Source organism: Pseudoxanthomonas sp. 134C1 (assembly GCF_057773065.1).
In genome coordinates, this window is sequence record NZ_JBYMTH010000003.1 from 105,684 (window position 1) to 127,713 (window position 22,030).

Consider the following 22,030-nt stretch of genomic DNA (forward strand, 5'->3'; position numbering starts at 1 on the left):
CATCCGGTTTCACCTGGCTTGAAGAGCGCGGCCAGTTCCGAGGCAGTACCACGCCTGCGAACGATTCACGATGGCGACGACGGACAGCATCACGGGAACTTCAATCAGCACACCGACGACCGTCGCCAACGCCGCGCCGGAGTGGACGCCGAACAGGCCCACCGCGGTGGCCACCGCCAGTTCAAAGAAGTTGCTCGCCCCGATCAGCGCCGAAGGACCCGCCACGTTGTGGGCGACGCCAAGGCGACGATTCAGCAGGTAGGCCAGCCCGGAATTGAAATAGACCTGGATGAGGATGGGAACGGCCAGGATGGCAATCACCAGCGGCTGTTCGATGATCTGCCTGCCCTGGAAGCCGAAGAGCAGAACCAGTGTCAGCAGCAGCGCGGCCAGCGAGTACGGCCCCAGCGCATGCAGCACCTTCTCCAGCCTTTTCTCCCCGCTCCGCCCCAGCAGCCAGCGGCGCATCACGACGGCAATGGCGACGGGGACGATGATGTAGAGCCCCACCGAAATCACCAGCGTGTCCCAGGGAACCGTGATGGCGGAAAGCCCTAGCAGCAGCGCCACCAGCGGAGCGAACGCCACGATCATGATGGCGTCATTCAGCGCCACCTGGCTCAGCGTGAAGTTCGCATCGCCGCGGCACAGGTTGCTCCAGACAAACACCATCGCGGTGCAGGGCGCGGCCGCCAGCAGGATGAGGCCCGCCATGTACGAATCGATTTGCCCGGCCGGCAATGCATCCGCGAACACGTGGCGCAGGAATATCCAGCCCAGCAGCGCCATCGAGAACGGCTTGACCGCCCAGTTGATGAACAGCGTGACGCCGATACCGCGCCAGTGCCGTCCCACCGTTTTCATCGCGCTGAAATCCACTTTCAGCAGCATCGGAATGATCATCGTCCAGACCAGCGCGGCGACGGGCAGATTGACCTTGGCGACTTCCATCGCGCCCAGCCGCGCGAATACGGCGGGAAAGAAGTGCCCCAGCCCCGTGCCGATCACGATGCACAGCGCCACCCAGATCGTCAGGTAGCGCTCGAAGAAGCCGATGCGCGGGGCGGCCTCAGCCATGAGGAATGACCTCGTCCTCGGGCTCCACGAAGCCGATCCGATCCAGTTGAGCCTTGAGCGCTTGCCGGTCATTCCATGCGTCCGCCGGCAACGCCAGAAACGCCAGCAACCTGGCCTTGATGACGCGATGCGCTTGTCTGAAGGCTTCGCGCTTCTCTTCGTCACTCCCCTGCGCCGCCGCCGGATCCGGCAGCCCCCAATGAACGCGCAGGAAGTCGCCGAACACCACCGGACAGGTTTCAGCGGCGGCCGAATCGCACACCGTGACCACCAGATCCATCGGTGCCGCGCCTTCGCCCGCAAACTCGTCCCACGATTTGCTCCGCAGTCCGGCCGTGGAAATGCCTTCGGCCGACAGCAGCGACAGCGCATGGGGATTCACTTCGCCCGCGGGCTGGCTGCCGGCGCTGAACACCTCGAACCGGTGGCCCGCCCAGGCCCGCAGCGTGGCCTCGGCCAGAACGCTGCGCGCGGAATTGCCGGTGCAAAGGAAAAGAACACGACGTTTCATGGGGACCTCTGGAATCAGCAATCGCAGCCGGGAGAAGGGGCGCACGCATCGTCATTCGAACCGGCGCAGCAGTTGTGGGTGAGATAGGTGACCAGCCCGTTCATGGCGTCGAAGTTGGCCCGGTAGCAGACATTCCGGCCCCGGTTCTCGCTTTCCGCCAGGCCCGCCTGGACCAGTTCCTTCAAATGGAAAGACAGCGTGGCGTTCGGAATCGCCAGCGCCTCGGCGATCTCCCCCGCCATGCGGCCGGCCGGCCCGGCTTCCACCAGCAGGCGATACGCGGCAAGGCGCGAGGCGTGCCCCAGTGCGGTCAGGGCGGCTATTGCTTGTTTAGTTTCCATATTTCTAGAATAATCGAATAAATAGGGCAGAACAAGCCATGACCTCCGAACTCCCCCACATCGCCCATCACCTCCTGCCCCTTCCCCGTCATGAGCTGCTGGGCGCGGCCCAAGGCCACCCACCACGCATCCTGCTGCTCTATGGCTCCCTGCGGCCGCAATCCTTCAGCCGCAAGCTGGCCCTGGAAGCCGAACGCATCCTGCGCCATCTCGGCGCCGAGACCCGCGTCTTTGATCCGCATGACCTGCCGATGCTCGACAGCGTGGCGAAAGACCATCCCAAGGTCAGGGAACTGCGCGAGTTGTCCCGATGGTCGGAGGGACAGGTCTGGGTCTCCCCGGAGCGCCACGGCACGATCACCGGCGTGTTCAAGAACCAGATCGACTGGCTGCCGCTGGAGGATGGCAGCGTTCGACCCACACAGGGGCGGACCCTTGCGGTCATGCAGGTCTGCGGCGGCTCGCAGTCGTTCAACGTGGTCAATGCGCTGAGGGTGCTGGGACGCTGGATGCGCATGGTGACCATTCCCAATCAATCCTCGGTCGCCAAGGCATGGCAGGAGTTCGACGACGACGGTCGGATGAAGCCATCGCCCTTCCATGACCGCGTGGTGGATGTCATGGAGGAACTGATGAAGTTCACCCTGCTGGTCAGGGACCGGAGCGACTATCTGGTCGATCGGTACAGTGAACGCAAGAGTGCGGTTCCGGACGTGCGGGAAATCAACCGGAACATGTAGCGGCGTGCGGTGACACCGACATACCCGGATGGCGCCGGACGGGCCGGCTCGCGATGCGTCTACCCGGCCTTTCCGACACTGACGCGGCGAAGGTCGTCAACGGGCTCTTAAACCCTCGACGCCCCCTCGGCATCCAATGCCAGTCTTCCTCACCTTGCCGCGCCCATGCCCTCGTCCGTCATCGGTGTTCCACCCCGCGTTCTGACAGGTTTGGCGGTTGCCCTGTTCACCCTTCTTCTGCCCGGCCAAGTCCGCGCCGACTGCGGAAAATGCAAGGAAATCGCGGAGAAATTCGCCCGCGAGGAAGGCTTCAACGGCACCGTGCTGGTCACGCGGGATGGCCAGGAAATCTACAGCGGCACCTTCGGCACGGCGGACGCGGAGGCCGGAACGCCGATGACGCCGCTGACGCGCTTCGAGGCCGGTTCGATTTCCAAGTGGATCGCGGCCATCGTGACGCTGCGGATGGTGGAACAGGGGCGCCTGGCGCTGGACGAGCCGATTACCACGTATCTGCCGGACTACCGGCCCGATACCGGTCGCAAGCTCACGCTGCGCTGGCTGATGAGCCATTCCAGTGGCGTGCCCAACCAGTGGGATGCCGCGGTCAAGGGCGACCCTTCGCTCAAACAGCGGTCACTGGACAACGCTACGGCGGTACGCACCTACGCCAGCGGCGACCTGGCGTTCGAGCCGGGGACCGACTGGGACTATTCGCACTCGAACTGGCTGATCGTCAAGGCGATTGTCGAACGCGTCAGCGGGCAACCCTATGCCGCGCTCGTGCGAACCCTGCTGACCGTCCCGCTGGCACTGCGTGACAGCGGCACCTTCTCCGGCGACTCGATCAACGTCACCGGCATGGCCGTGGGCTATGCGGCGTTGCAACCGGTCGTGACGCCCCGGCTCAATCCGGTGCCCGATTTCATGATGCTGGCCGGCGGCTACTACACCAGCATCGGTGACCTGCAACGGCTGATGGACGCGGTCTTCGACCATCGCGTCCTGTCCGCCGCCAGCGTCGTCACGTTGATGGAAGTGGTTCGGCCCGCGCAAAGCTACGCGCTGGGCGGTCGCGTCAAGACGTTGCCGGTGGCGGGAAAGCCGCGCCAGGTGGCGTGGGAATACGGATCCAACGGCGCGTTCCGGGTACTCGCCTGGCGGGTGCTGGAAGACGGGCACAGCGTGATTCTCGCCAACAACACCAGCTTCGACCATATGCGCATCGGCGACATGGCGACCGCGCTGCTGGACGCCAGCTACGAGGAGCCGGCGTCGCCGTGAGGGATGGTTCCATTCCCTCGTTGGCGCGGCCAGTCTGAAAGGCTACGGGCAATACCGCGCCTGTCGCGCCATTTCCTGATCCAGACGCTCGCGACCAGCGGCGCTGGCATCCGTCTTCAGCTCATCGATGTTGCGACGGATACGAGGACAGGGGTCGGTGGTGTAACCCGGCGGCCAGAAGCCGAGTATCTGGGCGGCACCCTCGATGACGTCCTTGCCGGTGAGGGGTTTGCGCATGGGGATGCGCTCGGGAGGAGCGGCGAAGCGGTCCAGGCGAGTGTCGCCTTTCAAGACTTGCCGGGAAAAGTCGGGAACGTGTGCGCTCGAAAGTTCAAGACGGAGCGGTGTCAATGACTCTTTCCCTGTCGTGTCGATGTCCTCGCCCGTTTCCGGCCGCGCCGACGTATCAGGCAGGCGTCTGACCAGGACAGAAGGATGCTGCCCTGTTGTGCGGACGCCCGGATCACCCGCACTTCGGTACGAAGACTGGGCGGCGGTGGCTCCGCACGTGCGATGTATCGCACCCGCAACGGCGTGGAATCCATGCCTGGCCCCGCCGCGGGTTCAACCGACCTCAGCAGATTGAACAGCATCCACTACACCACAACCGTCGCGGCAACCGCTATCCAACGGTCACGCCTTCTCATCGGTGACGCTTTTTTTCTTGAAAGCAGGTGGTGACCCCGTGTCCCCATTGATGCGCCGTCAGGGACGCAGATAGTTGCGTCCCCGCCCGAAGATCTTGAAAAGCTGGAAGGCCTCCTTGTCGGCGACCAGGTTTTCCGGTGGCGAAAGAATGCCGAACTGGTAGGCGTATCGGTCCGCCGCACGGGAATCGCCTGCCAGGTAGGCCGCACGCAGGTAAGCCGCGCTGGTCGTCAGGTTGGCCAACTCGTCGGTGAGGCGGTAGATGTCAGACAGCAAATGAAACGCGTAGATGTTTCCCTGTTTCGCCCCGTCAGAAAGTAGGCCGATCGCGGTTCTTGCCTGACCATTCAGCGCCAAGCTCATCGCGTAGAGCGACTGGGCAACCTTGCTGCCTGTCCGCATGTATTCCTCCCTGTAGTCCGCCGTGGAACGCGTACGGAGATCCTCAATCTGTTTGACCGTGGGATAGCCGTGTGTCAGCAACCATTGGGCTTCCTCCGGAGTGGAGGCCACATTGGGATTGCGCTCGCAGTCCTTCGTTTCAGGCGGGCATTGGTAGCGCAGGAAAACACTGGAAGATCCGGCCGGCATTGAGGCGCTTGCCACTCTTGAGGTGGCTTCCAATGGTGCAGTCATTTTTTGCTCGAATTCCTGCTCCAACGAGGAGGCCGTCGGCGCTGCCTGCTCGCCATACCCGCGAAATAAAAACCAGTAGCCGGATCCGACGAGAAAGGCCATCACCACCAACATCGCAATTCTCTTGTTAGCAGCCATTTCTGACGACCTCCTTATACCAAGCGTTGCATTTCACCTGCCCATTGATGAGCTCATACTTGACCCGCAGCGAATTCTCGGGCGCCAACCAATTGATCAACGTCTGGGGGACTTTCAGGTCCGCCAGATTTATTCCCAGCGTATGCAACCAGTCCAGGTAGAACGCGCCAAAAGATAAGCCGGCTTCGCCACTAAGACGGCTCAGCATTCCCAAGCAGGCCCGCATGGCGGGTGATATGCCTCCGACCCACGGCGTCAGTGGAGGATTTCGTTCATCGTGGGCGGCCTGAGAGCTGCAAGCCAACCTCATCGCCCCGAGAAGATTGGTGTTTGCGGTTTGGACAGGGATCGTGCCTCTCGCCAGAGACGCAGTATGAGCCGAAAGAGCATTGGATATCAGCGTGCGCGTTTGCAGCGCAAGGGTGCTATTGGTCGAGTTGAAAATCGCGGCCGCCAAGCCGGAGCCCGGATGGTATCGCCCCGTTCCGAAGGGCGCCCCCACTATCGCTTCCTCTCCCAGGCAGCTCTCGGGCTTTTTCAACATGAGATTGTTGCAGTACGGACCTCTCTCCGGGTGATCCGGGAACAAGGGATTTCCGCCATCCCATCCCCCAGGCTCCGAACTATCCCAGCAGACAAGCTGTTGGGAGATTTGCATATCACCGGTCTTCGGGTCCTTCACTTGCACACTAACCGTCACACACGTCTGTCCCGCAATTGCGCATTCCGCATAGGTGCCCACGAGCAACAGCAAGGCCAACGCCATTGGAGTCTTCATACCGCCCCCTGTTCGAGATTCGCCGTTTCTGCGTGCCTGGAATCAAGACCCCCAAGGCGCGCGCTCCACTCAACCTGTCTTGTCGCTGGACTCGATGGCCAAGTACGGTCATCGGCAATGGTTCGACAACACAGACAGTGGGTACGAAGTGGCCCTACTGGAGAAGCCCCTCACCATAGGAATCGTCTGAAACATTCGGCGGCGCGAGAATCCGGCCCGTGCGTGCGCGGCGCTGTTCCGGTGCCGGCGCGCGCCGCGTGGTGGACTGGCCGGCCCACGCGTTGGCGCGGCCAGTCCGGGGCTGCGTCAGCGCGGATTGAGGTCTTTGCGTCGGATGCGGCGGGCGGCGTGCAGGGCTTCGCGCAGGCGGCTGGCGTGGTCGTAGAGCAGTTCGGTGAGGGGCAGGATGTGGACGGGGATGTGGAGGTCGTCGTCCAGGTGCTTGCGCGGGGCGATCAGAACGGCGGCCATCTGCACCTGTTCGTGCATGCGGCGCAGGCTTGCCACGGCTTCCTCGGTGAACAGGTAGGCCCAGTCCCCGTCGGGGATGGCGGCGGCGGGCTTCTTCTTCCCTTTCATGCAAACACTCCTTCTGCTCTCCACGCACGGGATGTGCGTGGTTGTCGGGAGGTTAGAAGCCGCTTACAGACGGTGGGCGTATTTCCCTGACGGGTGTTGTATTAGCCACCCTCCCGACGCAGAGCTTTGCGTCGGCCCGTATTGTGACACGCAATACGGAAAAGCCACCGCGTTTCGGTGGTGGCTTCCGCTGTAAGAGGAGCTTCTAAACTCCGGAGAAGGAGTCTGCTACAGGGTGGGATTGGAGTCGACTAACATTGAAACTCACATCACCACACCCAAGTGTTAGATCCGCTGATATCTATAAACTCCTCGGATATTCGCATGGTGATAATTCCCCAAGGATCCAGCATCCAAGAATTCTGCATACACTGAAGCTGGCACATCATAGTATTCGTATACTTGCCCGCTGACGAACTCGATCTCAAGTGTTTGACTCCCTTCATCGTACCCAACTGAAGCTATATTGGTTGAGCTAACCGCCATCCGTTCCATACATCACTCCTTTTTTATCTGCTCTGCCTTAAAGCTTATGAGTTTTGCGTCTTGCATACGCCAAGCATGAAGGACCAGATCATATCGCCCATTCAATCTTGGCTGGTTCCATCCCGCATTACCGATCGGACCTTCCTCTGTAACCATAACAGCAACGACGGGATCCCCGCTCTCCGGGCGTCGACTTAACGGCGGGGGTGTAATAAGTGCGCGCATAGGGAGGTTAACCGCTTCCCCTACAACAATCGCCTCGCCCGTTCTGAGGACTGGTAGCATAGACATCAGATCGCTCATGTTGTCGCTCACCACGCTACTCACGTGCCCTCGATCAGAGGAATTTGTTAGTCTCATGGCGAAAACTGTCCCGCACTGAGACAAGATTGTTGAATCTATTTCAGACGGCCGCTGTGTAACCAGCATCATTGATATACCGTACTTTCTTCCTTCCTTTGCAATGCGCTTAACGGCAACCGCAGAAGAACTCCCCGAAAGATAGGAATGCGCTTCTTCCAAGACGAATAAGACAGGTCTTTCTCGCCCACCTTCCGGGAGATTCCTAGACCAGAACAGAGCGTCATAGACCAACCTAATCAGTGCGCCAACTAGTTCCGACTGGATCTGAGGCGGAGTGCCTGAAAGGTCAAGAACTGTTATTGCTTGCTCATGACCAATCCATTTCTCAAGTAAAACATCCAGATCCGACTCAGCATGCCCCTCTATGTCCGGACAAAATTCCCCCGGCCTCAGCAAAAAGTCCATACGCTTGTCACGCAATCTAGCACCAAGCGTATCAATCACTTTTGACAGAGCCCCGAATGGCGATTGCCGGTATCTAACCTTGTCCGGATCCTCCTTGACGTCCTTCACAGGGCGGAACTTTGGAGGAATACCCGCCATCGCATCGCCTTTTTGGACGGGAACCCCGTTTGCACTCGATACGTAGGCAATGTTCTCATCGGTCTGAACTTCACCGGATTTCACCGCATGCGTGGCATAGACCTCTGTATGAAGGTCAAGCCAGAACTTGTGTATGCTGAACGGAACGGGGGTATCTGCGGTAATTTGGTCTTCCGTTGGAAAACCATCTTTACCAGCACTTGCCTGCCTCTTAAGGTCTACGACCTTGTCTACTAAAAGAGCCCTGTGTCTTGGCTCGTCTACTTGACCGAAGACAGCAGCACAGAGCTCATCAAAGCTCAATGCCCAGTAAGGAATGCTAAGTTCACTCTGTCCTTCTTCAGCTCCAACCCGAAATACTTTCCCTCGATCTGCAAGCGCCCTCGAATATTCTCCGTGTACATCGACCACGAATATCCTGGATGACTGATACTTCTCAGGATCGGAAAGTATCGATAGAAGGCCGGCGACAGTGGTTGATTTACCCGAACCAGTTGTCCCAACTACCGCACAGTGCCTGTTGACGAGTTTGTTGACGTCCACCAATGCAGGAATCGTTTCCGAGCCCGCGAGAGATCCTATTCTTGCATATGCCGGATCCGCCGGCCTTCCATACAGAATCTTTAGATCATTCTCCGTAACCAGATGAACAACATCACCTACCGTTGGATGCTGGGATACGCCCCGCTGAAATCCTTCTCGCGGAGTTCCGTCCCCTACTAGTTGCACCTCCATCCATTTTGAATCCGCATCTTCGTTAGCCAGCTTGTCTGGAACCGCACTTGCACCGACGCTGGACACAACTCCGTAAAGGTCTACATACCCCAAAGGAATTCTAACAAAACCACCTATTTGTCCAATTCGGTAGGGCTTTCCTTCTATGAAGCTAAGGCCAGATGATGTCGAGCGAAATAGTCTTACCCTTACGGTAGATCCTGCAACATCGGCGACACGCCCAAGAGCCGTTGCATCCCGATTCATTTCGTCTTGTCCATTTCAGGTTCGACGCCAGAAAGCGACTTTAGGAACGATCCGAACTTCTTGAAATCCCCTAGTTCTAGAGCAGCCACCACATCCCCACCCGTCTTCTCAAGCGCATCCTGATCCCAAGAGAAGATATCTTTGAGCGAAAAATTCTGCGGGGATGGGGATATCATCCAAGTCTTTCTCTGCCCTTTAGAGTACTCCGCGTCCCGCGCGTAAACGGTCAGATTTGGGCAACGATTTGCCAGCTTTACTGCATCCGGATATGAATCAAGAGCAGCGTACTGGATAGCAAAGCAAGCGGCTTGTGGGTTTGCCCTCATACCCTCCTCCAGAACAGCATTCAAATGCTCATCCGAGAAAGAGAACCCGTGAAGGAACAATGCGACAGGCTTCCCATCATTCCTAAGAAATGCCTTTAGCTTGTCTATCAATGCGAAATACGGCATTCGACGACTATCGTCGTACTTGTGATGAGATGGGTGTATGAGTAATTCGACACCAGAATCTGGAGACATGGTTCTGCAAACCCTTTTAGTCTCCTCATTTTTTCGCCAGTTTATTGACCCGTGGAGCTTCCAAAGCCTCGCCCAGCGTGAAGGAAGCAAATCCTGGTCTATCGCAACCAAATCAAAAAAAGGCTCATGACTTCCTACGAATCCATCAAAATATGGAACTCCCGCCCTTTCCAAGGCCTGCTCCATAAGAAGATCATAATTCGTCGTAAAAATTTCTGTTGCACAACTTCGTCTTGGCTCAATGAATGAGGCAAGATTTTGATAGGCGCTTTCTGATTCCGGGAGCTTCTTACTAACTTTATCGGAGATTGACTCACAAATTCTCCTATCGATTCCAGCTAATTGCTCCTTCGTAAGACCCCTTGCCTCTCCGTTTCCGGCGGCGGCGGCTAGTGTTCGCACAAACCCCAAGATGACTTCTATGTTGGGATCTTTTTTTCCATCTTCCTCGATAGATTTCATAACCTTGGCAAAGGAATCTTTTACTTCCTCTACACCCGCCAGTTCAGTCTTAACAATGTTTGTTAGACCGGCAACATCGGGAATGAGGGGCCCGACTCCCATCTCATCGCTCTCGTTTACTACGATTGGAACCCGTATCGATACGGGGCATCCTGCGCCGACAAAGAACCCAACGGGAAGCTTCTCTATACTAAGAATGCTAGATAGCTGCCGTATCAGTTGATTGGTATTTGCGAAATCTGCCATTCCCTTTCCTCAGATTTTCCATTGCGCATTCAGGACATTCTCTGCACGTTTCGGCCAATTGGAGATATCACTTTGCTTGAACGCAGTTAATGCAGACGACACCAGCTCTCAAAGAGGACTGGTGGTCGTCGCAGATTCTCCTATGCTCAGTTCTGTCGCCCTCCTTAAGCGACTAATTGCGTTCCTTGCTACATCGTATGCGTCGGCTTATCCGCGTTCAGCGTGCCGGCTAGAATGGTCTCGATGCGGTTCTTGATGGCTTCGCCATCACTGTTGTCCGGGAATTGCACGCCGATGCCGGCGGTGCGGGCGCCCTGGGCGCCGGCGGGGGTCACCCACACCACCTTGCCCGCGACGGGCAGGCGTTCGGTGGATTCGGGGAGGGTGAGCAGGAGGAAGACTTCGTCGCCCAGGAAGTAGCGCTTGGGCGTGGGGACGAAGATGCCGCCGCCCTTCATGAAGGGCATGTAGGCGTTGTAGAGGGCGGCCTTGTCCTTGACGGCGAGCGACAGGATGCCCTGGCGACCGGTGGCGGCGGGTGTGTTCATCGGTGTCCCCTTGCTCCTTGTGACGTCAGCCGCGTGCGGCGCGGGTGGGGCGCGGTTCGCCCATCTGTCGCGTCCACAGCAGCAGCAGTTCGGCCACCGCCAGATCCCCCCGGACGGTGGTACGCAGCAAATCCCTTGTCCGGTTGGCGGCGTCGAACCACGCGGCCAGCTTGGTCAATCGGGCGGTGTCGGTCAAGCCGGCGTCGCTGGCGCGGGCCAGGGCCAGATCGGCGGCGTGGCGCAGGCGGGCGTCGGCCAGATCGTCGTTGGCCCACTTCTGCGCGGTTTCCACCACGCCCAGCTGGCCGCGGGCGAGCTTGTCCAGGTCGCTGGCGATCTGCTTGCGCAGGACCAAGCCGTCCTCGCGCAGCCATTGGTCGGCCAGGCCGGGATGGCCGCGGGCGGCGTCCAGGGCTTCCTGCGCGACAGCTGCGGAGTGCCCCTGCCCTTGCAGCCACGCCAGTGCTTCGGCACGCGGCGGCAGGCGGAATTCCAGCCGCTGGCAGCGGCTGCGGATGGTGGCCGGCAGGCGCGCGGGCTGGGCGCTGAGCAGCCACAGGTAGCGGCCGGGCGCGGGTTCTTCCAGGGTCTTGAGCAGGGCGTTGCAGGCCGAGCGGTTGATGGCGTCGGCCGGGTCGATGAGGGCGACCTGGGCGGTGCCGTATTGCGGGGTGAGCGCGAGCTTGCGGGAGAGCTCGCGAATCTGGTCGATGACAATCTCGGTGCGCAGCTTGCTGCCGTCCTTGGTCAAGCCAAAGGACACCACCTGCAAATCCGGATGGGTGCCGGCGGCCATCAGCGCGGCGGTGCGTTGGGCGTGGGCGGCGTTGCCACCGGACAACACGTGCAAGGCCAGCCGCTCGGCGACGGCGCGCTTGCCCAGTCCGGCCGGTCCGCAGATGAGCAGGCCGTGGCCCATGCGGCCTCCGTCCAGCGCGGCGACGGCGTGATCGTAGGCGCGTTGCTGCCAGGGGGAAAACTCGGTCATGCCGGGGTCACTTCCACATCATTCCAGGGTTTCTAGGGTTTCCAGCCACTGCCAGAGGGCGTCGCGCACGGCGGCGCCGACCTGGGCCGGGGTCTGGCTGGCGTCGATCAGGCGGAAGCGCTGCGGTTCCTCGGCGGCGCGCTGGCGGAAGCCGTGGCGCACGCGTTCGAAGAAGTCGTCCTGCTCGCTCTCGATGCGATCGGGCCAGAGGTCGCGGCCGGCGGCGCGGGCGCGGCCTTCGCGCACGTCCAGATCCAGCAGCAGGGTAAGGCCGGGCTTGATGCCGACGGCCTGGCGTTCCAGTTCGGCGATCCAGCGCGCGTCCAGGCCGCGGCCGGCGCCCTGGTAGGCGTAGCTGGAGTCGGTGAAGCGATCGCTCACCACGAACGCGCCGCGTTGCAGCGCCGGGCGGATGACCTGGCGCACGTGCTGGGCGCGGGCAGCGAACACGAGCAGCAGTTCGGTGTCGGCGTGCAGCGGTTCGTTCTGCGGGTTGAGGACGAGTTCGCGGATGCGCTCGGCCAGCGGGGTGCCGCCGGGTTCGCGGGTGAGCACGACTTCGTGGCCGCGCGCCTGCAGCAGATCGCGCAGGGCGGTGATGGCGCTGGTCTTGCCGGCGCCCTCGCCGCCTTCCAGGCTGATGAAGTGCGGATGGCTGAGGACGGACCGGGTCATTGCTTGGCCGCCTTGTCGAGGGTTTCCCGGCGGGTGACGAGGTAACGGGCGACGGCGGCGTTGTGCTGGTCCAGCGAGGCGGAGAACACGTGCTTGCCGCTGCCGTCGCCGACGGCGACGAAGTACAGCGCGTCGCCGGCCTCGGGCTTGACCGCCGCGCGCAGTGCGTCCACGCCGGGCATGGCGATGGGCGTGGGCGGCAGACCGGTGCGGGTGTAGGTGTTGTAGGGCGTGTCGGCCAGCAGGTCGCGTTTGCGGATGTTGCCGTCGTAGCCGCTGCCCAGGCCGTAGATGACGGTGGGATCGGTCTGCAGGCGCATGCCGATTTTCAGGCGGCGGGCGAACACGCCGGCGATGGCGGGACGCTCGGAGGCGATGCCGGTTTCCTTTTCGACGATGGAGGCGAGGATGAGCGCTTCCTCCGGCGAGGCCAGCGGCGCCTGCGGGTCGCGTTCGGCCCAGGCGCTGGCGAGCGCCTTGTCCATGGCGGCGTAGGCGCGCTTGAGCACGTCGAGGTCGGTTTCGCGGCGGGTGTAGACGTAGGTCTCGGGCAGGAAGCGGCCTTCGGGGTGCTGGCCGGCGTGGCCGAGCGCCTTCATCAGCGCGGCATCGTCGAGTTGGCTGGTTTCCTGCTTGAGCGGGGTGGCGGCTTTCAGCGCGTTGCGCAGTTGGCGGATGTTCCAGCCTTCCACGAGGGTGAAGCGGTACTGCACGGTCTTGCCGTCGCGCATGCGGGTGAGCAGGTCGCGCGGGGTGGTGCCGGGTTGCAGGGCGTATTCGCCGACCTTGAGCTTGCCGGCGACATCGAGTTCGCGGGCGAGCAGTTGCCATTCGATGTTCTGGCCGTCGTTGACGCCCTGGGCGCGCAGCTTGCGCAGGACGGTGCCGAAGGCGTCGCCGCTGGCGACTTCGATGACCTGATCGCCCTTCAGGCCGGTGAGCGGGTCATCGGCGAAGCCGTGGTAGCGCTGGTACAGCCAGGCGCCGCCGGCGGCCGCGGCCAGCAGCAGAATCAGGACGATGACGATGTTGCGGCACCCGCGTTTGCAACCTGAAGCCACGTAGGTCTCGGAATGGGACGGAAGCTGGGGAGGATAACCGCTCGGTGTTAAGGGGGCGATGGGTTGACAGGTGGGGTTGGGGGCTGTGGGAAGAGCGCCCCCATCCGCCCTTCGGGCACCTTCCCCCGCGTTGGGGGGGAAGGGAGTTTTCTTTGCGGATATCCAGGATCGTCACGCCGGCTTCCGCCGAAATGACGACCCCAAATCCCGAGACGCCCCCCTTCCCCCGCAAAAGCGGGGGAAGGTGCCCGAAGGGCGGACGGGGGCACGCTCCGCGCCCGCCCCACCTACCGGCTTCCGCCGGAATGACGGCCAAAAGTCCCAACGCTGGTCCCTTCCCGCCAAAGCGGAGAACGGAGTCGGTCAGGCTTCGAGGGCTTTGAGGACGCCGCGGGCCTTGGCGCGGGTTTCGTCGAGTTCGCGGTCGGGGATGGAGTCGGCGACGATGCCGGCGCCGGTGCGGAAGCGGACTTCGGTGCCGCCCTCGCGCGGGAGGACTTCGGCGCTGCGGATGAGGATGTTGAGGTCCAGGTCGCCGTCGCGGTTGAGCCAGCCGAAGGCGCCGGTGTAGGCGCCGCGGGCGACCTGTTCCAGCTCGGCGATGATCTGCATGCAGCGCACCTTGGGACAGCCGGTGATGGTGCCGCCGGGGAAGGTGGCGCGGATGACCTGGCCGGGTGTCGCGTCGGGTTTGAGGTGGCCGCGCACGTTGCTGACGATGTGGTGGACGTGGGCGTAGCTTTCGACCGTCATCAGTTCGTCGACCTGCACGCTGCCGGGCAGGCAGACGCGGCCCAGGTCGTTGCGTTCCAGATCGATGAGCATGACGTGCTCGGCGCGTTCCTTGGGATGACCGACGAGTTCGCGGATGCGGGCGGCGTCATCGTCGCCGGGAAAGCGCGGGCGGGTACCGGCGATGGGGCGGGTTTCGACCACGTCGCCGCGCACGGACACGAGGCGTTCGGGCGAGGAACTGACCACCGCCCAGCCCTGCCCCGCGAACAGGCCGGCGAAGGGTGCGGGATTGGCGGTGCGCAGGCGCGCGTACAGCGCGGACGGTTCCAGGATGCCGTCGAACCAGGCCTTCCAGGCGCGCGAGAGATTGACCTGGAAGACGTCGCCGGCGGCGAGGTAGTCGAGGATGCGGACGACACCGTCGGTGAAGCGTTCGGGGGCGTCTTCGTCGATGCGCAGCGGCGGGTGCCAGGCGGGCGGTTCCGGTGCGGGTGAAGCGAGGTCGGCGGCGATGTGTTCGAGCAGCGCGGCGTGGCCCCGTTCGGCGATGGCCACACAGTCGCCGGTACCGCGATCGCGCAGGATGGCGGCGGGGCAACGCAGGGCAATGGCGATCGGCATGCGCGCGTCGTCGTCGCGCGGGGGCAGTTGCAGGACGGACTCGACTTCGCCGGCCAGTTCGTAGGCCAGCAGCAGCGCCCAGCCGCCACGGAACGGCCAGCGCGGTTCTTCACGATCGAGGCGCGCGGCTTGCCAGTGGGCGTCGAGGGTGTCGAGGAAGCCGGTGTCCTGTTGCGCGCCGCGCAGATCGCGCACGCGGCCGTCGTGATGCAGGGTGAAGCCCTCGCCTTCGGCGGCCATCAGCAGCATGTCCCAGCGGCCCTGCACGGTGCCGGAAGCGACCGATTCCAGCAGCACCGGATAGCGCGCGGGATCGCGCCGGTGCAGGGCCAGCAGATCGGTGTCGGGGGATAGCGCGCGGGTTTCGATCATGGTCTTGCAGGGCGCGGGGAAGCAGGGTGCATTGTGCCGGATGTGGTGGAGGGAGGCATTGCGGGCTTGCCCCCATCCGCCCTTCGGGCACCTTCCCCCGCTGTGCGGGGGAAGGAACTTTCGTCTGGACTCAAAGAGGTGTTGATACATGGCCCTTCCCCCGCCTGCGGGGGAAGGTGCCCGGAGGGCGGATGGGGCGCTTTTCCTAGAGAGCAAACAAAAACCCCTCGCCTTCCAGCGAGGGGTTCGTGTGTCGCGTGATGTCGCCCGGGGTCAGATGCGCTTGAACACCAGCGTGCCGTTCGTTCCGCCGAAGCCGAAACCATTGGAAACGGCGATGTCGATCTTCTTCGCGCGCGCGGTGTGCGGGACGTAGTCCAGATCGCAGCCTTCGCTCGGGTTGTCCAGGTTGATGGTCGGCGGAATGATGCCGTGGTGGATCGCCAGCACGGAGAAGATGGCCTCCGCGCCGCCGGCCGCGCCCAGCAGGTGGCCGGTCATCGACTTGGTGGAGCTGACCATGATCTTGTACGCGTGGTCGCCCAGCGCGCGCTTGATGGCCAGGGTTTCGGCCAGATCGCCCTGCGGGGTGGAGGTGCCGTGCGCGTTGAGGTATTCGACCTGTTCGGCGGTGATGCCGGCGTCCTTCATGGCCGCGACCAGGCAGCGGGCCGGACCTTCGCCGTTTTCGCTGGGGGCGGTCATGTGGTGGGCGTCGGAGCTGGCGCCGAAGCCGGCCAGTTCCGCGTAGATGCGCGCGCCGCGCGCCTTGGCGTGTTCGTACTCTTCCAGGATCAGCACGCCCGCGCCGTCGCCCAGCACGAAGCCGTCGCGATCGCGATCCCATGGGCGCGAGGCGCGGGTGGGATCGTCGTTGCGGGTGGACATGGCCTTCATGGTGCAGAAGCCGGCCATGGAGGTCGGCGAGGAGCCGAGTTCGGCGCCGCCGGCCACCATCACGTCGGCATCGCCGTACTGGATGGCGCGCATGGCCACGCCGATGGAATGGTTGGAGGTGGCGCAGGCCGAGACGACGGAGAAGCTGGGGCCCTTGATGCCCTTCAGGATCGAGAGCTGGCCGGGCAGCATGTTGATGATGGTGCTGGGCACGTAGAACGGCGAGACCTTGCGCGGGCCGCCTTCGTGCAGCTTGATGGTCTGTTCCTCGATGCCGTGGATGCCGCCGATGCCCGAGCCGATGATGGCGCCGATGCGCTCGCCGTTGGCTTCGGTGATCTCCAGTCCGGAATCGTCCAGCGCCATGAACGAGGCGGCGATGCCGTAGTGGATGAACGGATCCATCTTCTTCGCATCCTTGGGGGAGACGAAGGTGGTGGGATCGAAGTCGCGGATTTCACCCGCGATCTGGGTGGTGTAGGCGGAGACATCGAACGAGGTGACCGGACCGATGCCGGAACGGCCGTTGACGATGCCGTCCCAACTGGTGGCCATGTCGTTGCCCAGCGGCGACACCAAACCCATTCCCGTAATGACGACGCGACGCCGGCTCATAACACGCTCCTCAAATGCATTTGTTTCGGTACGCCCGTTTTGCTTGCCGGGCGGTGCGACCCCGGACACGCGCGGGGCCGCATGCGCGGCCCCGACACGAAGACTTCAGAACGCCGGGCTTACGCCTTGACGTGGGCCTTGACGTAGTCGATGGCCTGCTGCACCGAAGTGATCTTCTCGGCTTCTTCGTCCGGAATTTCGCACTCGAACTCTTCTTCCAGCGCCATCACCAGTTCAACGGTGTCCAGCGAGTCGGCGCCCAGGTCATCGACGAACGATGCGCTGTTGGTGACTTCTTCTTCCTTCACGCCGAGTTGTTCGACGACGATTTTCTTGACGCGTTCTTCGATGCTGCTCATTGGATATCGCTCCAGACGGAGATTGGGTGACTAGTTGATATTGCCACGCTTGGCGATGGCAAACCGGTGCATAGTGTAGTGGAAACCGGCGGCGGCGGGCAGATGCCCGGATCCGTCACCAAATCAACCACTTACCGCTATTTTTTGTTACGGCATGTACATGCCGCCGTTGACGTGCAAGGTCTCGCCGGTGATGTAGCCGGCCGAGGGGCCGGCCAGGAACGCGACCGCGCGGGCGATGTCGGCCGGTTCGCCGAAGCGTCCCAGCGCGATCTGGCCGAGCATGGCGTTCTTGGCGTCTTCCGGCAGCGACTTGGTCATGTCGGTGTCGATGAAGCCGGGCGCGACGACATTCACGGTCACGCCGCGGCTGCCGATTTCCTTGGCCAGCGACTTGGAGAAGGCAATGATGCCGGCCTTGGCGGCAGCGTAGTTGGCCTGCCCCGCGTTGCCGGTGACGCCGATGACCGAGGCAATGTTGACGATGCGGCCCTTGCGCGCCTTCATCATGCCGCGCATCACCGCCTTGGAAGTGCGGTAGACGCTGGTGAGGTTGGTGTCGAGGATGGCCTGCCAGTCCTCGTCTTTCATGCGCATCAGCAGGTTGTCGCGGGTGATGCCTGCATTGTTGACCAGGATCGAGACCGGACCGAACTGCTTGGCGATGTCGTCGATCAGCGCCTCGACGGCGGCCGCGTCGGTGACGTTGAGCTCGCGGCCGTGGCCGCCGCGGTCGGCCAGGCGTTCGCCGATGGCCTGCGCGCCGCCGGCGGTGGTGGCGGTGCCGATGACGGTCGCGCCCTGGGCGGCGAGCTCATCGGCGATGGCCGCGCCGATGCCGCGGCTGGCGCCGGTGACGAGGGCGATTTCGCCTTGCAGGGGTTTGCTCATTGCGGGGTCCTCGGAATCAGGGGCACGCGCGGAGCGCGCGCCGGAAGGATGGTACGGCGGGACTCAGGCGGCCCAGTCCGCCAGCGCGGCCTGGAAGTCGCCGACGCCGCCGATAGCGCGCGCGTCCAGCGCCTTGTCGATGCGCTTGACCAGACCGGTCAGCACCTTGCCGGGGCCGCATTCGGCGACCCGGGTGACGCCCTGCCCGGCCAGCGCCTGGACGCATTCGGTCCAGCGCACCGGCAGGTACAGCTGGCGCACCAGCGCATCGCGCAGGCCGTCCAGATCCGCATGCACCCGCGCGTCGACATTCTGCACCACCGGCAGCGCCGGGGTGTGCCAGCTCAGGCCGGCCATGACATCGGCCAGGCGGTTGGCGGCTTCGCGCATCAGCGGGGTGTGCGAGGGAACGCTGACGGCCAGCTTGACCACCTTGCGCACGCCACGCTCGCCCAGCAGGGCGATGGCGCGATCCACGGCTTCGGTATCGCCGCCGATCACGATCTGTCCGGGCGAGTTGTAGTTGGCCGGCACGACCACGCGCGAATCGGAGGCCTGTTCGCAGACTTCGGCGACCACGGCGTCCTCGGCGCCTAGCACGGCGGCCATCGCGCCGACACCCTGGGGGGCGGCTTCCTGCATCAGCTGGCCACGCAGGCGCACCAGGTGCGCGCCGTCGCGCAGCGTCAGCGCGCCGGCGGCGACCAGCGCGGTGTATTCACCCAGGCTGTGGCCGGCGAGCACGGCCGGCTTGGCGCCGCCCTGCTGCTGCCACGCGCGCCACACCGCCACGCCCGCGGCGAGCAGCGCCGGCTGGGTGTATTCGGTGCGGTTGAGCATCTCTTCCGGGCCGCCCTGCGAGAGCGCCCACAGATCCACGCCGGCGCCATCGGAGGCTTCGGCGAACGCTTCGCGCACGATCGGATTCAGTTCCGACAGTTCGGCCAGCATGCCGAGCGACTGCGAGCCCTGGCCGGGGAAAACGAATGCGAGCGGGGTGGAAGTCACGCGGGGGGATCCGGTGAAAAAAAACGAGCGGGGATGATACGTGCGAAAGCGCCGGATTGTCTGTACCCAGGCGTATTGCGCGCCCCGGCCCCGCGCCTCCGGAACCATCGCCCCCATACGCCTCGCTTCAGTCGCGAGCTTCCTGCGCGAACCCGCCACGCCCCGATGACGCCACTCGATGTAGTCACCTCGCCGGCCTGCAACGATGGCGAATTCATCGATGGGCAACACGCGCGGCAGGATGCGCGATGACGCGGTGTTTCCACGCGCGGCGGGTTGCCTCTTCTCCAAAAGCAAAAGGCGCTCCCAAGAGCGCCCTTGCGATACTGCGGAACGGGGGACGTCGCTTGCGTTCAATAACGCAGCAGCGCCGAGCCCCAGGTGAAACCACCGCCGAAGGCTTCCAGCAGCACCAGCTGACCGCGCTGCACGCGACCGGAACGAATCGCTTCGTCCAGCGCCAGTGGCACCGAGCCGGAGGAAGTGTTGCCGTGCTTGTCGACGGTGACGATGACATTGTCCATCGACATCTCCAGGCGGCGCGCGGTCGCCTCGATGATGCGCAGGTTGGCCTGGTGCGGAATCAGCCAGTCCAGATCGCGCTTGTCCAGGCCGTTGGCTTCCAGGGTTTCGTCCACGACCGAGTCCAGCGCCTTGACGGCGTACTTGAACACGTCGTTGCCCTTCATGTGGATGCGGCTGCCGTTGTTCGGCGCGCTCTCGTCGAAGCCGGCGGACACGCCGACCGGGTTCCACAGCAGTTCCTTCTTGCTGCCGTCGGCATGCAGGTGGGTGCTGATGATGCCGGTCTCGGTGTCGGCCTTGAGCACGGCGGCGCCGGCGCCGTCGCCGAACAGCACGCAGGTGGTGCGCTCGGTCCAGTCGACGATGCGGCTGAGGGTTTCGGTGCCGATGACCAGGGCGGTCTTGACGTCACCGGAACGGATGAACTTGTCGGCCACGCTCAAGGCGTACAGGAAGCCCGAGCAGGCGGCGTTGACGTCCATCGCGGCGCAGCCTTCGGCGCCCAGGCGGGCCTGGATGAGGCAGGCGGTGGACGGGAAGATCAGATCGGGGGTGGTGGTGCCCACCACGATCATGTCGATTTCGGAGGGGTCGACGCCGGCGGCTTCCAGCGCGCGCAGGGCGGCCTGGTAGCCGAGATCGCCCGCGGTCTGGCCTTCCGCGGCGATGTGGCGCTCGCGGATGCCGGTGCGGCTTTGAATCCATTCGTCGCTGGTGTCGACCATCTTGGCCAGGTCGTCGTTGGTCAGCACCTTTTCAGGCAGGTAGCTGCCGGTTCCGGCGATACGCGCGTAAATACGCCCGTTGGATTGCTGGCTCATGCCTGCTCCCGTTGCTGGCCCGCAACGGGGCCCTGGATACCACGACGATGATGGCGGGCGCGTCCGCTGGGCGGACGCGCCGGGGGCGCATCAATCTTCTTCGACGGCCGAGGTCTTGGTCGCGATGACCTTCTTGCCGCGGTAGTAACCGTCGGCGGTCACGTGGTGACGCAGGTGAGTCTCACCGGAAGTCGGATCGGTGGACAGCTGCTTGGCGGTCAGGGCGTCGTGCGAACGGCGCTGACCACGGCGGGACGGGGTGACTCGGGATTTCTGCACAGCCATGGGATTGCTCCAGCTATAAACCTTGAAATGAATCTGCGATTCGTAGTGCCAGACCGCCGAAGCGGCTAGTTCTTTTTCAGCGAGGCCAGCGCCGCGAACGGGTTGGCCTTTGCCAATTCTTCTTCCTGCGCCGGCCAGTCACGTTCCACCGCGTCGGACTCCGGATTCACCGGAACCACCGGAACGGCGAGGACCAGTTCGTCCTCCACCAGATCCGCCGGGTGCAACATGCCGTCCTCCGGCACCAGCAGCGCTTCGTAGTCCGGTGGCAACCCGGCCTCGTCGGCCTCGTCGCGCACCAGACCCAGTCGCTGCACGAGACTGACCGGAAGCAGGAATCGTTGCAGGCTGCGCTGGCATACCAGCGGCAACTGCGCCTCGATCCTCAACTCCACGTACGGCACCCGCAGCGCGTCCTGATCGAACTCGATCGTGTAGCGTGCTTCGCCATCGGTATCGTTCAGCAGATCCTGCAGGCGCGTCATGGACGACAGCGGCAGGCGACCTTCGAAACTGCGCCGTGCCGCGACCATGCGCCAAGCATCCAACATCTCGGGCGTATTCGCGGACATAAGCCGCTGAATGTTAAGGACTGCGCGCCGAGCTGTCAAACCTGTCCCGTCATCGCAGGATAAGGGATTGCCGGACGCGGCCCCGCTCGGCAGACTGCCCGCCCCTCCCCCAGGCTCGCCACGATGCCCCTCCTGCTCGCCTCGACCTCCCGCTACCGCCGCGAACTGCTGGAACGGCTGCGTTTGCCGTTCCATGTGGCCCGCCCGGACGTGGACGAGACCACCGGGCCGGACGAGCCGCCGGCGTTCCTGGCCGCCCGGCTGGCCAGTCTCAAGGCCGCTGCGATCGCCGCCAACCACCCCGAAGCGTGGGTGATCGGCGCCGACCAGGTGGCCGAGGTGGACGGCCAGGCCATCGGCAAGCCGGGCCACCGGGACGCCGCCATCGCCCAGCTGACCGCGATGTCGGGCCGGGCCATCCGTTTCCATACCGCGCTGTGCCTGCTGCGCGACGAGGTCCGCCACGAGGCCAGCGATGTAACGACGGTGCGGTTCCGCGCCCTGTCGGCGGAGGAAATCGAGCGCTACGTGGACGCCGAGCAGCCGTTCGACTGCGCCGGCAGCTTCAAGAGCGAGGGCCTGGGAATCACCCTGTTCGAGGCCATCGACTCGCAGGATCCGACCGCGCTGATCGGATTGCCGCTGATCGCGCTGTCGCGGCTGTTGCGCGAGGCGGGGTTCCAGTTGCCCTGAATGGGCGTGGACGACGGCGGCATCCTTCAC

At 63.3% G+C, this 22,030-nt stretch carries 25 protein-coding genes; 3 read left to right on the forward strand and 22 right to left on the reverse strand.

Annotated elements, in window-relative coordinates; genetic code table 11:
• Nucleotides 1-9: 9 nt before the first annotated feature.
• From arsB to AC3DEZ_RS07520, 3 genes are read right to left on the reverse strand one after another with little or no spacing between them, the layout of a single operon-like run.
• A complete protein-coding gene (gene arsB, locus AC3DEZ_RS07510; protein ID WP_488387943.1) occupies nucleotides 10-1,056 on the reverse strand; it encodes an ACR3 family arsenite efflux transporter in 1,047 nt (348 codons plus the stop codon).
• A 13-nt stretch (nucleotides 1,057-1,069) separates the two neighbouring features.
• Nucleotides 1,070-1,588 (reverse strand): arsenate reductase ArsC, encoded by a 519-nt coding sequence (locus tag AC3DEZ_RS07515; RefSeq protein ID WP_488387944.1) that lies wholly within the window; start codon nucleotides 1,586-1,588, stop codon nucleotides 1,070-1,072.
• Between the two features lie 14 nt (nucleotides 1,589-1,602).
• Nucleotides 1,603-1,929 (reverse strand): ArsR/SmtB family transcription factor, encoded by a 327-nt coding sequence (locus tag AC3DEZ_RS07520; RefSeq protein ID WP_488387660.1) that lies wholly within the window; start codon nucleotides 1,927-1,929, stop codon nucleotides 1,603-1,605.
• 38 nt (nucleotides 1,930-1,967) lie between these two features.
• Between AC3DEZ_RS07520 and arsH the strand changes: the two genes are divergently transcribed.
• Both arsH and AC3DEZ_RS07530 read left to right on the forward strand, forming a co-directional pair.
• Nucleotides 1,968-2,669 carry an arsenical resistance protein ArsH gene (arsH, locus tag AC3DEZ_RS07525; protein WP_488387661.1) on the forward strand — a complete coding sequence of 234 codons (702 nt, stop codon included), beginning with the start codon at nucleotides 1,968-1,970 and terminating at the stop codon, nucleotides 2,667-2,669.
• A gap of 210 nt (nucleotides 2,670-2,879) precedes the next feature.
• Nucleotides 2,880-3,953 carry a serine hydrolase domain-containing protein gene (locus AC3DEZ_RS07530; RefSeq protein WP_488387662.1) on the forward strand — a complete coding sequence of 358 codons (1,074 nt, stop codon included), beginning with the start codon at nucleotides 2,880-2,882 and terminating at the stop codon, nucleotides 3,951-3,953.
• Nucleotides 3,954-3,995: 42 nt separating this feature from the next.
• On the opposite strand, the gene AC3DEZ_RS07535 is transcribed toward AC3DEZ_RS07530, so the two are convergent.
• From AC3DEZ_RS07535 to AC3DEZ_RS07625, 19 genes are all read right to left on the reverse strand, one after another.
• The gene (locus AC3DEZ_RS07535) at nucleotides 3,996-4,190 is read right to left on the reverse strand and encodes a hypothetical protein (protein WP_488387663.1); all 195 of its coding nucleotides are present in this window, start codon (nucleotides 4,188-4,190) and stop codon (nucleotides 3,996-3,998) included.
• 468 nt (nucleotides 4,191-4,658) lie between these two features.
• Nucleotides 4,659-5,375 carry a hypothetical protein gene (locus AC3DEZ_RS07540; RefSeq protein WP_488387664.1) on the reverse strand — a complete coding sequence of 239 codons (717 nt, stop codon included), beginning with the start codon at nucleotides 5,373-5,375 and terminating at the stop codon, nucleotides 4,659-4,661.
• Nucleotides 5,365-6,141, reverse strand: coding sequence for a hypothetical protein (locus AC3DEZ_RS07545; protein ID WP_488387665.1), 777 nt, complete (start codon nucleotides 6,139-6,141; stop codon nucleotides 5,365-5,367). Before AC3DEZ_RS07545 ends, AC3DEZ_RS07540 begins: the two co-directional genes overlap by 11 nt.
• 318 nt (nucleotides 6,142-6,459) lie before the next feature.
• Complete coding sequence (locus AC3DEZ_RS07550) at nucleotides 6,460-6,732, reverse strand: hypothetical protein (protein ID WP_488387666.1); 273 nt, start codon at nucleotides 6,730-6,732, stop codon at nucleotides 6,460-6,462.
• Nucleotides 6,733-7,017: 285 nt separating this feature from the next.
• Nucleotides 7,018-7,227: a KTSC domain-containing protein gene (locus AC3DEZ_RS07555; protein ID WP_488387667.1), complete on the reverse strand. Its 210-nt coding sequence runs from the start codon at nucleotides 7,225-7,227 to the stop codon at nucleotides 7,018-7,020.
• Between the two features lie 3 nt (nucleotides 7,228-7,230).
• A complete protein-coding gene (locus AC3DEZ_RS07560; RefSeq protein ID WP_488387668.1) occupies nucleotides 7,231-9,105 on the reverse strand; it encodes an ATP-binding protein in 1,875 nt (624 codons plus the stop codon).
• Entirely contained in the window at nucleotides 9,102-10,334 is a 1,233-nt protein-coding gene (locus AC3DEZ_RS07565; RefSeq protein WP_488387669.1) for an SIR2 family protein, read from the reverse strand. The genes AC3DEZ_RS07560 and AC3DEZ_RS07565 overlap by 4 nt, the downstream gene beginning before the upstream one ends.
• 188 nt (nucleotides 10,335-10,522) lie before the next feature.
• Nucleotides 10,523-10,882: a PilZ domain-containing protein gene (locus AC3DEZ_RS07570; protein WP_141456310.1), complete on the reverse strand. Its 360-nt coding sequence runs from the start codon at nucleotides 10,880-10,882 to the stop codon at nucleotides 10,523-10,525.
• A 25-nt stretch (nucleotides 10,883-10,907) separates the two neighbouring features.
• The gene (locus tag AC3DEZ_RS07575; protein WP_488387670.1) at nucleotides 10,908-11,870 is read right to left on the reverse strand and encodes a DNA polymerase III subunit delta'; all 963 of its coding nucleotides are present in this window, start codon (nucleotides 11,868-11,870) and stop codon (nucleotides 10,908-10,910) included.
• An 18-nt stretch (nucleotides 11,871-11,888) separates the two neighbouring features.
• Nucleotides 11,889-12,545: a dTMP kinase gene (tmk, locus tag AC3DEZ_RS07580; protein WP_488387671.1), complete on the reverse strand. Its 657-nt coding sequence runs from the start codon at nucleotides 12,543-12,545 to the stop codon at nucleotides 11,889-11,891.
• Nucleotides 12,542-13,606: an endolytic transglycosylase MltG gene (gene mltG / locus AC3DEZ_RS07585; protein ID WP_488387672.1), complete on the reverse strand. Its 1,065-nt coding sequence runs from the start codon at nucleotides 13,604-13,606 to the stop codon at nucleotides 12,542-12,544. The genes tmk and mltG overlap by 4 nt, the downstream gene beginning before the upstream one ends.
• Before the next feature lie 363 nt (nucleotides 13,607-13,969).
• Nucleotides 13,970-15,334, reverse strand: coding sequence for an aminodeoxychorismate synthase component I (locus AC3DEZ_RS07590; RefSeq protein ID WP_488387673.1), 1,365 nt, complete (start codon nucleotides 15,332-15,334; stop codon nucleotides 13,970-13,972).
• 273 nt (nucleotides 15,335-15,607) lie between these two features.
• Nucleotides 15,608-16,846: a beta-ketoacyl-ACP synthase II gene (gene fabF, locus AC3DEZ_RS07595; protein WP_488387674.1), complete on the reverse strand. Its 1,239-nt coding sequence runs from the start codon at nucleotides 16,844-16,846 to the stop codon at nucleotides 15,608-15,610.
• 119 nt (nucleotides 16,847-16,965) lie between these two features.
• Nucleotides 16,966-17,205, reverse strand: coding sequence for an acyl carrier protein (acpP, locus tag AC3DEZ_RS07600; RefSeq protein ID WP_093297108.1), 240 nt, complete (start codon nucleotides 17,203-17,205; stop codon nucleotides 16,966-16,968).
• Nucleotides 17,206-17,352: 147 nt separating this feature from the next.
• On the reverse strand, nucleotides 17,353-18,096 hold the full coding sequence (fabG, locus tag AC3DEZ_RS07605) for a 3-oxoacyl-ACP reductase FabG (protein WP_447102707.1): 744 nt from the start codon (nucleotides 18,094-18,096) through the stop codon (nucleotides 17,353-17,355).
• Between the two features lie 63 nt (nucleotides 18,097-18,159).
• Nucleotides 18,160-19,104 (reverse strand): ACP S-malonyltransferase, encoded by a 945-nt coding sequence (fabD, locus tag AC3DEZ_RS07610; RefSeq protein WP_488387675.1) that lies wholly within the window; start codon nucleotides 19,102-19,104, stop codon nucleotides 18,160-18,162.
• Nucleotides 19,105-19,457: 353 nt separating this feature from the next.
• Nucleotides 19,458-20,450, reverse strand: coding sequence for a beta-ketoacyl-ACP synthase III (locus tag AC3DEZ_RS07615; protein WP_447102709.1), 993 nt, complete (start codon nucleotides 20,448-20,450; stop codon nucleotides 19,458-19,460).
• 90 nt (nucleotides 20,451-20,540) lie between these two features.
• Complete coding sequence (rpmF, locus tag AC3DEZ_RS07620) at nucleotides 20,541-20,735, reverse strand: 50S ribosomal protein L32 (protein WP_097119893.1); 195 nt, start codon at nucleotides 20,733-20,735, stop codon at nucleotides 20,541-20,543.
• Nucleotides 20,736-20,800: 65 nt separating this feature from the next.
• The gene (locus AC3DEZ_RS07625) at nucleotides 20,801-21,307 is read right to left on the reverse strand and encodes a YceD family protein (protein ID WP_488387676.1); all 507 of its coding nucleotides are present in this window, start codon (nucleotides 21,305-21,307) and stop codon (nucleotides 20,801-20,803) included.
• Nucleotides 21,308-21,430: 123 nt separating this feature from the next.
• Between AC3DEZ_RS07625 and AC3DEZ_RS07630 the strand changes: the two genes are divergently transcribed.
• Nucleotides 21,431-22,000, forward strand: coding sequence for a Maf family protein (locus AC3DEZ_RS07630; protein WP_488387677.1), 570 nt, complete (start codon nucleotides 21,431-21,433; stop codon nucleotides 21,998-22,000).
• The last annotated feature ends 30 nt before the right edge of the window (nucleotides 22,001-22,030 follow it).